18 protein-coding genes are annotated in these 14,431 nt (G+C 59.6%); 10 read left to right on the forward strand and 8 right to left on the reverse strand.

Annotated elements, in window-relative coordinates; genetic code table 11:
• Positions 1–3 precede the first annotated feature (3 nt).
• Positions 4–717: a DUF1194 domain-containing protein gene (locus Q1A63_RS14365; RefSeq protein WP_366524365.1), complete on the forward strand. Its 714-nt coding sequence runs from the start codon at positions 4–6 to the stop codon at positions 715–717.
• On the opposite strand, the gene Q1A63_RS14370 is transcribed toward Q1A63_RS14365, so the two are convergent.
• The 3 genes from Q1A63_RS14370 to Q1A63_RS14380 all read right to left on the reverse strand — a co-directional run bounded on the left by Q1A63_RS14370 (position 711) and on the right by Q1A63_RS14380 (position 1,975).
• Positions 711–1,223 (reverse strand): winged helix DNA-binding protein, encoded by a 513-nt coding sequence (locus tag Q1A63_RS14370; protein ID WP_298973629.1) that lies wholly within the window; start codon positions 1,221–1,223, stop codon positions 711–713. The genes Q1A63_RS14365 and Q1A63_RS14370 overlap by 7 nt on opposite strands.
• Before the next feature lie 94 nt (positions 1,224–1,317).
• The gene (locus tag Q1A63_RS14375) at positions 1,318–1,584 is read right to left on the reverse strand and encodes a succinate dehydrogenase assembly factor 2 (protein WP_298973631.1); all 267 of its coding nucleotides are present in this window, start codon (positions 1,582–1,584) and stop codon (positions 1,318–1,320) included.
• Entirely contained in the window at positions 1,568–1,975 is a 408-nt protein-coding gene (locus Q1A63_RS14380; protein WP_298973633.1) for a helix-turn-helix domain-containing protein, read from the reverse strand. The genes Q1A63_RS14375 and Q1A63_RS14380 overlap by 17 nt, the downstream gene beginning before the upstream one ends.
• Positions 1,976–2,063: 88 nt before the next feature.
• Between Q1A63_RS14380 and Q1A63_RS14385 the strand changes: the two genes are divergently transcribed.
• Both Q1A63_RS14385 and Q1A63_RS14390 read left to right on the forward strand, forming a co-directional pair.
• Positions 2,064–3,266, forward strand: coding sequence for a pyridoxal phosphate-dependent aminotransferase (locus Q1A63_RS14385; protein ID WP_298973635.1), 1,203 nt, complete (start codon positions 2,064–2,066; stop codon positions 3,264–3,266).
• Between the two features lie 13 nt (positions 3,267–3,279).
• The gene (locus Q1A63_RS14390) at positions 3,280–3,687 is read left to right on the forward strand and encodes a hypothetical protein (protein ID WP_298973638.1); all 408 of its coding nucleotides are present in this window, start codon (positions 3,280–3,282) and stop codon (positions 3,685–3,687) included.
• A gap of 164 nt (positions 3,688–3,851) precedes the next feature.
• On the opposite strand, the gene ychF is transcribed toward Q1A63_RS14390, so the two are convergent.
• Both ychF and Q1A63_RS14400 read right to left on the reverse strand, forming a co-directional pair.
• Positions 3,852–4,949: a redox-regulated ATPase YchF gene (gene ychF, locus Q1A63_RS14395; protein WP_298973641.1), complete on the reverse strand. Its 1,098-nt coding sequence runs from the start codon at positions 4,947–4,949 to the stop codon at positions 3,852–3,854.
• 46 nt (positions 4,950–4,995) lie between these two features.
• Entirely contained in the window at positions 4,996–5,199 is a 204-nt protein-coding gene (locus Q1A63_RS14400; protein WP_298973643.1) for a hypothetical protein, read from the reverse strand.
• A gap of 159 nt (positions 5,200–5,358) precedes the next feature.
• Between Q1A63_RS14400 and trpA the strand changes: the two genes are divergently transcribed.
• Positions 5,359–6,150 carry a tryptophan synthase subunit alpha gene (trpA, locus tag Q1A63_RS14405; protein ID WP_298973645.1) on the forward strand — a complete coding sequence of 264 codons (792 nt, stop codon included), beginning with the start codon at positions 5,359–5,361 and terminating at the stop codon, positions 6,148–6,150.
• On the opposite strand, the gene Q1A63_RS14410 is transcribed toward trpA, so the two are convergent.
• A complete protein-coding gene (locus Q1A63_RS14410) occupies positions 6,142–6,606 on the reverse strand; it encodes a MarR family transcriptional regulator (RefSeq protein WP_298973648.1) in 465 nt (154 codons plus the stop codon). The genes trpA and Q1A63_RS14410 overlap by 9 nt on opposite strands.
• Positions 6,599–7,705 carry a twin-arginine translocation pathway signal protein gene (locus tag Q1A63_RS14415; protein WP_298973650.1) on the reverse strand — a complete coding sequence of 369 codons (1,107 nt, stop codon included), beginning with the start codon at positions 7,703–7,705 and terminating at the stop codon, positions 6,599–6,601. Before Q1A63_RS14415 ends, Q1A63_RS14410 begins: the two co-directional genes overlap by 8 nt.
• Before the next feature lie 149 nt (positions 7,706–7,854).
• Between Q1A63_RS14415 and Q1A63_RS14420 the strand changes: the two genes are divergently transcribed.
• Positions 7,855–9,021 carry an alpha-hydroxy acid oxidase gene (locus Q1A63_RS14420; protein ID WP_298973652.1) on the forward strand — a complete coding sequence of 389 codons (1,167 nt, stop codon included), beginning with the start codon at positions 7,855–7,857 and terminating at the stop codon, positions 9,019–9,021.
• Positions 9,022–9,039: 18 nt separating this feature from the next.
• Here the strand turns inward: Q1A63_RS14420 and Q1A63_RS14425 are convergent, their stop codons facing one another.
• On the reverse strand, positions 9,040–10,203 hold the full coding sequence (locus Q1A63_RS14425; RefSeq protein WP_298973654.1) for an MFS transporter: 1,164 nt from the start codon (positions 10,201–10,203) through the stop codon (positions 9,040–9,042).
• 149 nt (positions 10,204–10,352) lie between these two features.
• Here Q1A63_RS14425 and Q1A63_RS14430 point away from each other — a divergent pair, with 149 nt between their 5' ends.
• From Q1A63_RS14430 to Q1A63_RS14450, 5 genes are all read left to right on the forward strand, one after another.
• Positions 10,353–11,009, forward strand: a complete 657-nt coding sequence (locus Q1A63_RS14430; RefSeq protein ID WP_298973657.1) for a 50S ribosomal protein L25/general stress protein Ctc — start codon at positions 10,353–10,355, stop codon at positions 11,007–11,009.
• 103 nt (positions 11,010–11,112) lie between these two features.
• On the forward strand, positions 11,113–11,826 hold the full coding sequence (gene pth, locus Q1A63_RS14435) for an aminoacyl-tRNA hydrolase (protein ID WP_298973659.1): 714 nt from the start codon (positions 11,113–11,115) through the stop codon (positions 11,824–11,826).
• Entirely contained in the window at positions 11,823–12,878 is a 1,056-nt protein-coding gene (locus tag Q1A63_RS14440; RefSeq protein ID WP_298973661.1) for a DUF2332 family protein, read from the forward strand. Before pth ends, Q1A63_RS14440 begins: the two co-directional genes overlap by 4 nt.
• Position 12,879: 1 nt before the next feature.
• Positions 12,880–14,067, forward strand: coding sequence for a serine hydrolase (locus tag Q1A63_RS14445; RefSeq protein ID WP_298973663.1), 1,188 nt, complete (start codon positions 12,880–12,882; stop codon positions 14,065–14,067).
• Positions 14,054–14,428 carry a DUF2237 domain-containing protein gene (locus tag Q1A63_RS14450; protein ID WP_298973665.1) on the forward strand — a complete coding sequence of 125 codons (375 nt, stop codon included), beginning with the start codon at positions 14,054–14,056 and terminating at the stop codon, positions 14,426–14,428. The genes Q1A63_RS14445 and Q1A63_RS14450 overlap by 14 nt, the downstream gene beginning before the upstream one ends.
• Positions 14,429–14,431 lie beyond the last annotated feature (3 nt).

Raw genomic sequence — 14,431 nt, forward strand, 5'->3', positions numbered from 1 at the left:
ATGATGCGCAGTCTGCTAACCAGCCTGCTGGTCACATGCGCTCTCGCCCAATCGACGGCGGCAAATTGCAGACAGGCCCTCGCGTTGGGGCTGGATGTTTCCGGTTCGGTGGATCTTCGGGAGTACAGGCTGCAGCTGGACGGATTGGTGACAGCTTTGAATCACCCGGACGTTGTAAGTGCTTTGCTGGCATCGCCCGATGCGCCCGTGGCATTGATGGTGTTCGAGTGGAGCGGACCTGCCGATCAATCGGTCCTCGTGCCGTGGACGTCCATTTCTGATGCGCAAACTCTGGCGATTGTCAGTGAAACCCTGGCTGGCACACAAAGACGCAACGCGACACCCGGAACGGCTTTGGGTGTGGCGATGACTCTAGGCGCGCAGTATCTTGATCAACAAAAAGATTGCTGGAAACGGACGCTCGATATCTCAGGAGATGGGCAATCAAATCTGGGTCCGCGTCCGCGAGACGTGAAACAGGCCATCGGCGCACGCGGGATAACGATCAATGCGCTGGTCATCGGCGCGGACGCTCCGGCAACAGGGGATCGCCAACAATCCGAAATTGGAGAGCTTTCCTCATACTTCCGCGCCGAAGTCATCACAGGCCCGGATGCGTTTGTGCAGACAGCTCTTGGTTTTGAAGCCTATGCAGAAGCCATGACCGCCAAGTTGAAACAGGAACTCGACGGCTTGGCTGTCAGCGCGCTTCAGTAGATGTAGCGGATCTGGTCGGACCAGTAACGCTCCATACGCTTCAGCGACCGGGTGATGTCATCGATCCCATCAGGTCCCAGGACACCTTTGGCCTCCAGCCCATCCGCGTGACGGGAGAACAACTCTGACACCACTTCTCGGATTTTTTGACCTTTTTCCGTCAGCTTGACACGCACGGACCGGCGATCAATTTCACAACGCTGATGATGCATGTAGCCCATATCCACCAGCTTTTTCAGATTGTAGCTGACGTTGCTGCCCTGGTAATACCCTCGGCTCTTCAGTTCACCCGCGGTGACCTCGTTGTCGCCAATGTTGAACAGCAACAGGGCCTGGACTGCGTTGATCTCCAGAACGCCAACTCTTTCGAATTCGTCTTTGATCACATCCAGCAACAAGCGGTGCAAACGCTCCACCAGCGAGAGTGCCTCAAGGTAGTTGACCATGAAGCCCTGCGTGCGGCTCATTGCAGAGGTTTCTGAAGGGATTTGATCTTGAATGCTCATCTACGCGCTCCGACTCGTTCTAATTTGGTCAGAATTTGCGTGGGAAAAGCCAATAATTCGTTAAAAGCGTGAAAAGAAGCCGTTCGCTGCGTTTTCAGGCCGAGGTTTTGGGCAACTGCTCGACAATGCGACCGATCAGATCAGCGTAGGTATCGGGCGGCGTTACCTGCCCGCTAACCCATTGATATAAGTCGTGATCATTCTCACTGAGCATTGCGTCATAGAGGCTGAGGCCCGCGTCATCCATCGCATCGAGATTGGCTTCGGCGAAGCGTTGCAGGATCAGGTCCATCTCCTTGATCCCGCGCCGCATCGACCGCATTTTCAGCCGCTTGACGCGGTGATCATGCGGCTCTTTCATGCGCTTCTTCTTTCAGTGCCGTCCGCAATTTCTTCTCCAGACGGCCCATTTGTTCCACGCGGGCGATCATATCTGTCCTCAGATCGCGTAGCTCGTTCAAAATGTCATTCGCTGATGTCGGCAAGGTCGCTTCTTCAAGAGGCGCGTCCAGCCCTTCCCCCTGCCCGTTGATCAACCACATCATGGAAACGTTCAACAACCCCGCCATCATCGACAGACGGTTGGCGCGCGGCTCACTCAGGTCATCCTCCCAGGCGCGCAAGGTACTGATGCGCACGCCCAGGCGCCGCGCCAGTTGAGACTGTGACATGTCCGCCATTTCACGCGCCGCTGCGACCCGGTCGCCGAATGTTGCGGTCTCGGGGCCATACCAATCTTGTGTCTCGTGCATGCTGTGATTTCCTTTGCGATGATCGCGCTTGAATGGCGGCGGGACGCCCCCTATGAGTCGGCCTTAGTCCTATCAAACGGAGGCCAGAATGGAATTCCTGTCTACGACACTTGCCCGCGTCAAACCGTCTCCCACTATTGCGGTGACGACGAAAGCCGCAGAGCTCAAGGCCGCGGGACGTGACGTTATTGGTCTCGGCGCCGGGGAGCCGGATTTTGACACTCCCCAGAACATCAAAGATGCTGCCGTTGCTGCAATTGCCTCTGGGAAGACAAAATACACCGCTGTAGATGGAATTCCAGAGCTTAAAAAAGCGATCTGCGAAAAACTGCTACGCGACAACGATCTGACCTACACCCCCTCACAGGTCAGTGTGGGCACAGGTGGTAAACAAATCCTTTACAACGCCCTGATGGCCACGCTGAATGAAGGCGACGAGGTGGTGATCCCCGCCCCCTATTGGGTGAGCTATCCCGATATGGTGCTGCTGGCGGGGGGCACGCCCGTGATTGCCGAGGCCTCGTTGCAGACGGGCTTCAAGCTGACAGCGGATCAACTTGAAGCGGCGATCACCGACAAGACCAAATGGCTGATCTTCAACTCGCCCTCCAATCCGACGGGTGCCGGGTACACATGGGACGAGTTGAAACAGCTGACCGATGTGCTGATGCGCCATCCGCATGTCTGGGTGATGACCGACGACATGTATGAGCACCTGGTCTACGACGATTTCAAATTCTGCACCCCGGCGCAGGTAGAACCGCAGCTTTATGACCGGACACTGACTGTCAACGGGGTCTCAAAGGCCTACGCGATGACCGGCTGGCGGATTGGCTATGCGGCGGGGCCCGAAGAGCTGATCAAGGCGATGCGCAAGGTGCAATCGCAAAGCACCTCGAACCCCTGCAGCATCAGTCAGTGGGCGGCGGTGGAGGCGCTGAACGGCACGCAGGAGTTCCTCGCCCCCAACAATGCGACCTTCCAAAGGCGCCGCGATCTGGTCGTCGATATGCTGAACGCCGCCGAGGGCATCCGCTGTCCGGTGCCGGACGGTGCCTTCTACGTCTATCCGTCCATCGCTGGCTGCATCGGCAAGACCTCGGCAGGCGGCACGGTCATTGCAGATGACGAAACCTTTGCCACGGCTTTGCTGGAAGAAACCGGCGTGGCGGTTGTTTTCGGGGCGGCATTCGGCCTTTCGCCGAACTTTCGGGTCAGCTACGCTACTTCAGACGAGGCCTTGAAAGAGGCCTGTGGCCGCATTCAGACATTCTGTGCGGGGTTGACGTAGCAAGGGGCACCACATGGCGGGCGAGCTGCCGGAATACTATTTCCGCGTGCGTGAGAACGGCGCTGCCGTTTTTCGCGTGGACACCGAAAACCGTCAGCGCCGGATCGAGATGGATCAGATTGCGGTGGTGAATATTCGCAATGGTGAGATCAAACCCCAGGGCAATCGCCAGCTGTCAGAGAACGATCTCGGGGTCATTCGGGATTGGATGTCAGAACGTAAGGCGCTTCTTGCGACACGCGACATGGATGACATCCACCGCGCCATCGACCACCTGAACCTTACGACACAATGGGCGCAGTCGCGTGCGACAACGGCACAGTTGGAAGATGTGACTGACGACCTGCTGCTCGCCATGCATGATTTGCGCTCGGTTCTGGTGCGCAAGAAAGCGGACCGCCTGATGAAGGAAGACACATGACGGATCAGCCGCCCTTTTGGTAAGGCTGTGCCATCTGCGCGCCCCATCTTGACGGTAGAAAGAGCGCCGCCTGCCCCCGTGATGCCCTGAAATAAGCGAAACCATCCCAATGCCTGCTGGGCGATCTTGGCAAAACGCGCCCGCTTCGCCGACCTGCGTGCCGCTTATGTATTGAACAGAAAATGAAGCACGTCACCGTCCTTGACGATGTAGGCCTTGCCCTCGGCGCGCATCTTGCCGGCTTCCTTGGCGGGACCCTCTCCACCCAGAGACACAAAATCGTCGTAGGCAATGGTTTCGGCGCGGATAAATCCCTTTTCAAAATCGCCGTGGATCACGCCAGCAGCTTTCGGTGCGCTGGTGCCATTGCGAATGGTCCAGGCACGCGCCTCCTTCGGACCAACGGTGAAATAGGTTTCCAGGTGCAACAGCGCATAGCCCGCCTGGATCAGCCGGTCGAGACCCGCCTCAGACAATCCCATTTCATCCAGAAACATTGACGCTTCGTCGGGTTCGAGCTGACTAATTTCCTCTTCGATCTGCGCAGAGATTACCACATGCGCATTGCCCTGCTTTGCAGCCATCTCCGCGACTTTGGCGGAATGCGCATTGCCAGAAGCGGCCTCCGCTTCACCAACGTTACAAACGTAAAGCACCGGCTTTGTGGTCAAAAGCTGCAAAAGCGACCAGGCGCGCGCATCCTCGTCATCCACCTCAACAACGCGGGCGGGCTGGCCCTCTTCCAACGCCGCCAACGCGGCGCGCATCAACCGTTCCTGTTGCACCGCTTCCTTGTCGCCACCGCGCACTTTGCGCACGATGTTTTGCAGGCGTTTCTCGATGCTTTCGATGTCGGCAAGCATCAATTCGGTCTCGATGGTCTCCGCGTCCGCAACCGGGTCCACCCGGCCCTCGACATGGGTCACATCACCATCTTCGAAACACCGCAGCACATGGGCGATCGCATCGACCTCGCGGATATTGGCCAGGAACTGGTTTCCCAGACCCTCGCCTTTCGACGCCCCTTTGACCAACCCGGCGATGTCTACAAAAGTCATGCGGGTCGGAATGATCTGCTTCGATTTGGCGATGTCGGCAAGACGGTCCAATCGCGCGTCAGGAACCGCAACCTCACCCACGTTGGGCTCAATGGTGCAGAAGGGGAAATTCGCCGCCTGTGCCGCCGCCGTGCGCGTCAACGCGTTGAACAATGTGGATTTACCGACATTCGGCAACCCCACGATACCCATTTTGAAACCCATGTCCGCGTCCTTTTTTGCTGGCGCTTGTCCTAGGGTGTCTCAGGCGTCAAGACAAGTCCCTGCGCTGGCGTCTGTCCTCACGGGCGTGGAAGATCAAAAACCAGGCCAGCAATATGAACATCGGATGGGTCAGCCCGCCTGATAAGAACAGCGCGGGAATCCAGATCAGAAACACCAGCACCGCCAGGATCGGGCGCCCCGTCAGCAGGATGGAGAGCGGGGGCAGAAGGATGGCAAGAATGTAGTTCATGACCTCAACCTAGGTGCCAATGTCGAAAACGTAAGGGGGAAAATGAAATTCTACCCCTCATGCGCTGCCCGCACAGCTCCGGCGCGCGGATGTCCAAGGTGCATTGATTTCCCTGCGCGTTTTGGGCATTGCGGGGCAAGTAGAAGAAAGGCACGCCCCATGACCCGCATCGACGCCAAATTTGCAGAGCTTTCCAAGGCCGGAAAGAAGGCTTTCGTTTCCTACATAATGGCAGGCGATCCGGATTTTGAAACCTCTTTGGAAATCGTGCGCGGCCTGCCGGGCGCTGGCGTCGATGTCATCGAATTGGGTCTGCCGTTTACCGATCCAATGGCGGACGGTCCGACCATCCAACTGGCGGGCCAACGCGCGCTCGAAGGCGGCATGACCTTGCAGAAGACGCTGCAGCTTGCCCGCGCCTTTCGCGAAACCGACCAGACGACACCGATTGTCCTGATGGGATACTACAACCCGATCTACAGTCGCGGCGTGGACAGCTTTTTGGCAGAAGCCAAGGCGGCGGGTATCGATGGTTTGATTGTTGTCGATCTGCCCCCCGAAGAAGACAGCGAATTGTGCCTGCCCGCGCAGGCAGCAGGGTTGAATTTCATCCGGCTGGCCACCCCGACCACGGATGCAAAGCGCCTGCCCCGCGTTTTGCAAAACACTTCCGGCTTTGTCTACTATGTGTCGATCACCGGCATCACCGGGGCGGCCGAAGCGCAGGCAGGCGATGTGGGCCCGGAGGTTGCACGGATCAAAGGCGAGAGCGGCCTGCCCGTCATCGTCGGCTTTGGGGTGAACACCCCCGAAAAGTCGCGCGCCATCGCAAGTGTCGCGGACGGCGTCGTGGTCGGCTCAGCGATCGTTGGCAAGATCGGTGCGGGCGCGCCGGTATCGGAGGTTCTGACTTTCGTGAAGTCGCTCTCGGATGGGGCGCATTCAGCCTGATTGCGCGGTGCCATTGCGGTCTTCATCCAGGAAAGCCCGCAGATCTTTCAGAACCGGCAGGATGTTCAGCAACCGGTCCGTATCGAACCCCTGGGCCAGTCGTTTGAAATCCGGGCCGAGGTCTGCAATCGCCTGATCCCGCATTTGACGCCCTTTTTCTGTAAGCCACACAAGTTTTGAACGGCCATCTTCCGGGTTTGGGCGCACATCCACCAGGTCATGCGCCTCCAGTCCCTTGATGGTATGAGTCATGGTTGTTTTAGGCACCTGAAACGCGCGCGCCATGTCGATGGGGGCCCGCCCATCCCCCAGCCGGATCAGATGGTTGATCACGGCAAAGTGCGGCGCAATCAACCCTCCTGGCAACCGCGCTTCCAGCAAAGCGCGACTGAGTTGTTCGATAATACCGATCTCATTGAAAACGTCGAAATAGAGGGCTGCACGTTTATCAGGCATTCATCAACTTTGCTTCAAGGGGCCAGCGCGGCGTGCGCGGCGTCATGGGACCGTACCCCAATCGTCCGAGCATTTGAACCGTCTGACCCGGTGACGCCAGCACATCCTGCGCGCGGGTGTAAAGCTCGGCCATTTCGGGGTATTCCTGCAAACACTGGCTGACCGGGTGCAGCGCAACTCCCAGGCCCGCGCATTTGAGGTTCAGGCGCACCCACCGGCGCCCCGCTTCAATCTGGTCGGCCCGCGTATTTCCAGCGGTGACCAAGGCGGCGTATGCGGGCGTTGCTTGCAGCATCTCCCGATAAATCTCGACACCCTGTTTGAAGCTCTGGCTTGTGGGATCGGCCTGCTCAGCGCGGGTTAGAACACCCGCCAGCATCAGGCTCTCCAGAAATGGCCCCCCAAGATCGATGCCATCCGGGTTGGCGTTGATCTGCGCCTTGCCAAATCGCATCAGGTCCACCGATTCCTGCATCGTGCGCGGGGTCCGAGCCTCAACCTCCCAGGCGGCCCAGGTCAGCGCTTTCAGCGCCTCAACGGTCGGTGCGTCGGTGTAGACATCCGCAAAGAGCTCCAGCTCATTTGCATGTGCCGCGCTCAAAGCTCTGTTTTCGAAAGGTTCTTTGCACGAGCGACGGCGCATCACCTTATCAAAAAGCGGATCATGTGTACCGCCGGAGGCAAAGACCGCCCTTGCAATCGGGCCATTATCGCCCTCGGGATACAGCGTCAGATCAACGGCATATCCGGCAGCACCCGCGGCCAGAACCATCAGTTCGAGAAAACAGCCGAAGCCAATGATAATCTGTCGGTCAAAGGGGTCGGTTTCGGGCAAACGGCGCGATGCGTCATGATAAATCATCACGCGATCCTCCCCTTCCAACGCCACCTGCCAGGGCTGAAGATTGTGCGGATTTGGGGCCAGCAACGCAAAGCTGAGCGCATTCAGGCGCGGGTCGCCGTAGTCACCGGCCGCATCCCAGGGGGCCAGGGCATCATGGGGCGTGCGCGTGGTCAAAAAGGCGCCCGCGGAAGCGGAGGCAGCAAGGATCGTGCCCCCTCCGATCAATGTCAGTGTCTTGCGGCGTGTGATGGGCATTCCAGAATTCCTCCATATATATAGTGCGATTTCGTACTTTATATATGGTACGATTTCGCACTAATCAACTTGTTTTTTTACTTTCCTTTCTCCGATTGATCTTTCCGCCCTCAATTGGTAACTAAAATTGACCAATCCGAGGGGCCAGCATGCCGATCATCACCACCATTCAAGACCTCAAAGACCTGCACAAACGCCGGACCCCGCGCATGTTCTACGACTACACAGAGTCAGGCAGCTGGACCGAGCAGACCTTCCGCGAGAACACAACGGATTTTGAAAAAATCAGGCTGCGGCAACGCGTGGCCGTTGACATGACTGGTCGGACAACGGCTAGCCAGATGATCGGGCAGGATGTCACCATGCCCGTGGCGCTCGCCCCCGTCGGCTCCACCGGAATGCAACACGCGGACGGCGAGATCCTGGCGGCGAAAGCGGCAGAGAAGTTCGGTGTGCCCTTCACGCTTTCCACCATGTCGATCTGTTCGATTGAGGATGTCGCCGAGAACACCAGCAAGCCGTTCTGGTTTCAGCTCTATGCGATGCGCGACAAAACATTCGTCAAAAACATCATCCAGCGCGCGAAGGATGCGAAATGCTCTGCGCTGGTGGTCACATTGGACCTGCAAATCCTTGGGCAACGGCACAAGGACATCAAGAACGGCTTGAGCATTCCGATCAAACCAACGCTGCCGAATATCATCGATCTGGCCACGAAATGGCGCTGGATCGCGGGGATGGCCCAGACCAAGCGGCGTCAATTCGGGAATATTGTCGGCCATATCGACGGGATCAGCGATCTGTCGTCGCTGGCGGTCTGGGCTGCTGAAAGCTTTGATCCACAGCTGAATTGGGAAGAGGTCAAGGAAATCAAGAAGATGTGGGGCGGGCCGCTGATCCTGAAAGGCATCCTGGATGCGGAAGATGCCAAAATGGCGTTGCAGGTGGGTGCCGATGCCATCGTGGTATCCAACCACGGCGGTCGACAATTGGACGGCGCGCTCTCCTCCATTCGCGCGCTGCCCGCGATCATGGATGCGGTGGGCGACAAGGTCGAAGTACATCTGGACAGTGGTATCCGCTCCGGTCAGGACGTCCTCAAGGCGCTCGCGATGGGGGCCAAGGGCACCTACATCGGCCGCGCCTTTGTGCATGGGTTGGGCGCGATGGGCGAGGCTGGCGTGACCAAAGCGCTGGAGGTGATCCACAAGGAACTCGACACCACCATGGCGCTCTGCGGCGACACCAAGGTCACGGATCTGGGGCGCCACAACCTCTTGATACCAGAGGATTTCGAAGGGCGCTGGCAGCCCTGACCCGAAGCTGAGCTGCGCTCAGACGGCCAGTTCGTTCCGCCGGACCCCACGTGCCAGTGCGGGTACGATGGTGGCGCAGGCAATGATCAGAACTGCGGCGATGACAAAAAACGCGGCACGCAGGCCAAAGAGTTCGGAGGTGAAGCCCATCAGCGGCGGTCCCAGAAAAAACGCACCATAGCCCAGTACAGACGCGCGACTAATGGCGGCCAGCCGCGCCTTGGGCGGGACAATCCGCCCTACAAGCGCGAGCGTCACAGGGGCCAAAACGGAAATGCCCAGGCCGCCCAGCCCAAACCCCAGGTAAGCGATGCCAAGCGTCGGCGCTGCCCCCGCCAGCGCCAGCCCGAAGCCCGACAGCAAGAGGGCGCAGATCATCATCACCGTATCGGTGACCCGATGCGCGATGATGTGGCCCGCAAGCCGTCCGATCCCCATGGTGAGGCCCAATATGGCAGGACCCAGCGCCCCCTCGGCAGCGCCGCCCCCAAGCGTGCGTTCCAGATGCAGCGCGGACCACCCTTCGGCGGAGGCTTCGGACAGGAAAGCGACCATGACCAGCAGCCCGGCCAGCCAGACCAAACCGTGCGGCATCGCGGCACCCTGGGGGATCTCCGTCTCCATCTCGGGCGGGGTGCGCGCTTCGAGCGTCATCCAGGCCAGAACCGCCACCACGGCGCCCAGTAGGGCAAAGACCTGTAACGGCGTCCACCCCAATTCGCGAAACGCCCCGGTCGCCAGGGCGGCACCGGCGTAGGTGAACGAATAAAGCGCGTGATTGAGGTTCATCAGTTTGCGCCCGGTCCGGGCCTCGATCTCGGAGACACGCACATTGACCAGCACATCGACCACACCAGAGCCCGTAGCGGCGAGCAGCATGCCCAGCGTAAAGGCGATCACCTCGGTTGCCGCCCCGGCTCCGATCATGCCCGCGCCCACGGCACAGGCAAAAACCGGCATGGCCCACCGCCCCGCGACGCGGTCCGCAAAGGGGGCCAGCCACATCGCCGCCAGCGCGCCCATCGAAGACACCAGAATCGCCGTGCCCAGAACCGCGTCAGACGCGCCGATCCCGGCCTTGATCGCAGGCATTTGGGCAAAACAGGTCGCCCAGGCACAGCCGATGACCAGAAAGCCAGCCAGCGGTTTACGCGAGTGTTTGATGTCGTTTATCAGGCTCATGCTCGATGCGTGACACGGGGTCCGATCCCCCGCAAGAGACAGGGTGCGAAAAACTTCTTTTCATGCTGCGCAAACCGGTCTATACGCGCGACTTCACGCGGGTCTACAGCCTTGGAGGAGGCCCGCCCTTAACATATTGGAGACTAAAGATGGCTGGAGCAATTCCGGATCTTGAAGCTCAGGAACGGACGGGGACAGGCAAGGGCGCCGCTCGTCAGGCACGCCGCGATGGCATGGTTCCTGGGATTGTATTTGGTGGCGACGTTGACCCGCTGCCGATCAACATTCCGTTCAACGTGCTGATCAAGAAGCTGCGCGCAGGACGGTTCAAGTCGACCCTGTTCAACATGAAAGTAGACGGCCACGACGACGTGCGTGTGATCTGCCGTGATGTGCAGCGCCACGTGGTCAAGGACCTGCCAACGCATATCGATTTCATGCGCCTGCGCCGCACCACCAAGATCAACCTCTTCATCGCGGTTGAAGTGGAAGGCGAAGATGTAGCGCCCGGCCTGAAGAAAGGCGGCGTGCTGACGCTGATCCGTCCGGAAGTTGAGCTGATCGTGACCGCGGGTGACATCCCCGATCACGTCACCATCGACATTTCCGAGATGGAGATTGGCGACAACATCACGATTTCCTCGGTGACGCTGCCGGAAGGCGCCAAGCCGACGATCGACCGTGATTTCGTGATTGCGCAGCTGTCCGCACCTGCGGGTCTGGCCTCGTCTGACGACGAAGATGAAGACGATGCAGCCGAGGGTGAAGATGCACCAGAGGCAGAAGCAGAAGCCACTGAAGAATAAGACAATCTCTTCGAATATGGTGAATGCGGGGCCCTTTGCGGCCCCGTATTTCGTTTCGGGCAGGCCTTTGCTAGGCTGCATCGCAACATAAAGGAGCAACGCCATGAAACTGATCGTTGGCCTGGGCAATCCAGGCGCGAAATATGCCCGTCATCGGCATAACATCGGCTTTATGGCGCTGGACCGCATGGCCGACGACCACGGGTTTGGCCCCTGGAAAGGCAAGCATCAGGGCAGCATCACCGAAGGACGCTTTGGCTCGGACCGTGCGGTGCTGTTGAAGCCCGAGACCTTCATGAACAACTCCGGCCAGTCGGTGCAGGCGGCGATGCGATTCTACAAACTGGACCCCGAGGATGTGGTTGTCCTGCACGACGAGATCGATCTTGCGCCGGGCAAGGTGAAACACAAGGTGGGCGGCGGCCACGCGGGGCACAACGGGCTGCGGTCGGTGCATGCACATATCGGACCTGACTACGCACGGGTGCGGCTGGGCGTTGGCCACCCCGGGCACAAGGATCGCGTGCCCGCCTATGTCTTGCATGATTTCGCCAAGACCGACGAGACCTGGCTGGAGGACGTTTTGCGCGGCGTCAGTGATGGCGCGCCTTTCCTGGCCGCAGGTGATCCGCCCAAATTCATGAATGCGGTCGCGCTGCGGGTGTCGCCGCCGCGGTCGGGAACCGGCCAGAAAGCCCCAAAGCCCAAGGCATCAGCCGAAGCTGTCCCAAAAACCGCAGCTGCCACGCCGGAACCAGCGGAGGCCGTAACCGAGAGCAAGTCGGCGATCCAAAAGCTGCTGGAGCGCTTTCGATGAACCTGCCTTTGGCCTTTCGGGAACAGGCGATCAGCTGCGAAAGACTGGGCTCGCCTTTCATGGCGCAATTGCTGCGGCTGCTGGCGGAACACTGGCCGCGTGACAGCAAACTGGACGCTGCGCTCGCGCGTTTTACCGGTGACATTGGTCCTGCTGGGGCATCCCTGCCTCTGCGCACGGCCGGTGGGCTTCACGCTTTGGTTCTGACCGGGCAGGCCCCGGAGCTCGCCGCCGTCTACCCGCCACAGAAAGTGTCCGATCAGGCGTTGTGGCAAGCGGTGCAGGCGGCGATGATCGCGCATGAAGATTTCATGCTCGACTGGGTCACCAGCCCGCCGCAGACAAACGAAGTGCGCCGGTCTGCGGCCCTGATGGCAGGCGCCGGCGTCGCTGCCGAGCGTTTCGATCTGCCGTTTGTGATCTCGGAACTGGGGGCAAGCGGTGGCCTGAACCTGATGTGGGATCACTACGCGCTGTCGCTGCCGAAGCTGCAGATCGCCCCACAAAACCCCGCGCTGACCCTGTCGCCCGATTGGACAGGGCCCATGCCGCCGGTCACACGCCCCAAGATCGCAGCGCGCGCGGGCGTCGACCTGAACCCGCTCGATCCTGCCAACGCCACGGATCTGTTGCGGCTGATCGCCTACCTCTGGCCGGACCAGCCCCATCGGCTCGCCCTAACCCGCGCCGCAGCCTCGGTGATGACCGCTGAAATCGTGCAGGGCGATGCAATCGATTGGCTGGACACACGATTAAACGAAGCGCCCGAAGGCCATGTGCATCTGATCCAACACACCGTTGCCTGGCAATATTTTCCACCCGATGCGCAAGAACGTGGCAGGTCCCTGATCGAAGCTGCGGGGCAACGGGCCACTGAAACCCGACCGCTGGCGTGGTTGTCCATGGAGAGCGATGGCGACACAACCGGTGCTGTTGGTGCGGCGATCACCCTGCGCCTGTGGCCAGGCGATGTGACGCTACACCTTGGCCGCGGTGACTTCCACGGTCGGTGGGTGAAATGGGTCGGCGCGACCGGGCAGGATCAGACCTGACATGCACAGCATTTTGAAATGGGTTGTGCGGCTCGTGGTCGCGCTGATGCTCGCAGGCCTGGTCATGGGCTATTGGAAACGCGAAGAACTCTTTCGGCTGATCGCTGTGAACAGCCTCTTTCTTCCAGATCAGATCGTCGAAAACTTCAACCATATGGATCGGGCGTTTCTGAATGCCCCGATCCCACGCGGGGATGGCCCTGCATCCCCCCTGCCCGGAGGCGCTGAAGCCTCCCTGCCCGATGGGTTTGAACAATTTGCGCAAGACCGAAACGTGACGTCGGTTGTCGTGCTCAAGGATGGTGCCATCGTCTACGAGCGCTACCTGCAGGGGACGCAGCCGGATGATCTGCGCGTCAGTTGGTCGATGGCCAAAAGCTATCTCTCCGCCCTGATGGGCGTTGTTCTGGCAGAGGGCAGCATCAACAGTTTGGATGACCGGGTCATCGACTATGTGCCGGCGCTGCGCGACGGGGCCTACCACAAGGCGACCATTCGAAACGTGCTCAACATGGCCACTGGTGTGACTTTCGACGAGGACTATCTGGACCAGAAATCCGACATCAACCGCATGGGGCGCATTCTGGCCCTGGGCGGCGAAATGGATGCCTTTGCGGCGGGCCTGACCGATACCTTTGCCGCGCCCGGCACCGATTGGAAATATGTCTCCATCGACACCCATGTTCTGGGCATGGTGATCCGCGCGGCCACCGGGCGGTCGATCATTGATCTGATGGGCGACAGGATCATCACGCCGCTGGGCGTTGAGCGTACACCCTATTATCTGACCGATGGCACGGGCGTGGCCTTTGTTCTGGGCGGGCTCAACAGCACGACGCGCGACTATGCCCGGTTTGGGCAGATGTATCTGCAGCAAGGGCTGTGGAACGGCAAGCAAATCGTGCCGCGCGACTGGGTGATCGCCTCGACCACACCGTCGGCACCGACAGATGCGGATCAGATGGGCTATGGCTACCAATGGTGGATGCCCCGTGACGCGCGACCGCGCGAATACATGGGACGTGGCATTTACGGACAATACCTCTACATCAATGAAGAGGCGGGCGTCGTGATCGCCCTGACCGCCGCTGATTTGCAATTTCGCGATAAAACAGTGCAGCGGCAGAACGTTGCGATGTTCCGGGACATTGCAGACAGCCTGCAAGGAGGCGCCGATGGAGAAAGATGAGAGCATAAATGTATTAGGCCAGGCGCTCGCCGTCTGTGGCACCGATCCTGTGACTGGTTTTTTTCGCGATGGTCAATGCAATACCTGCGCCGCCGATCAGGGCAGCCATACCGTGTGTGCCGTGATGACCGACGAATTCCTGGCCTATTCGAAATACGTCGGCAATGATCTGAGCACGCCACGGCCTGAGTTTGGCTTTGCTGGCCTCAAATCCGGCGATCCCTGGTGCCTCTGCGCGGGCCGGTTTCTGCAGGCCCATGACGAGGGCTGTGCGCCCAAGGTACATCTTGCCGCTACGCACCGGCGGGCGCTGGAAATCGTGCCGTTAAAGGTGCTGCAGGCGCACGCTTTGCCCGCGTGATGC

The organism is uncultured Roseobacter sp. (genome assembly GCF_947499265.1).
Classification (GTDB): Bacteria; Pseudomonadota; Alphaproteobacteria; order Rhodobacterales; family Rhodobacteraceae; genus Roseobacter.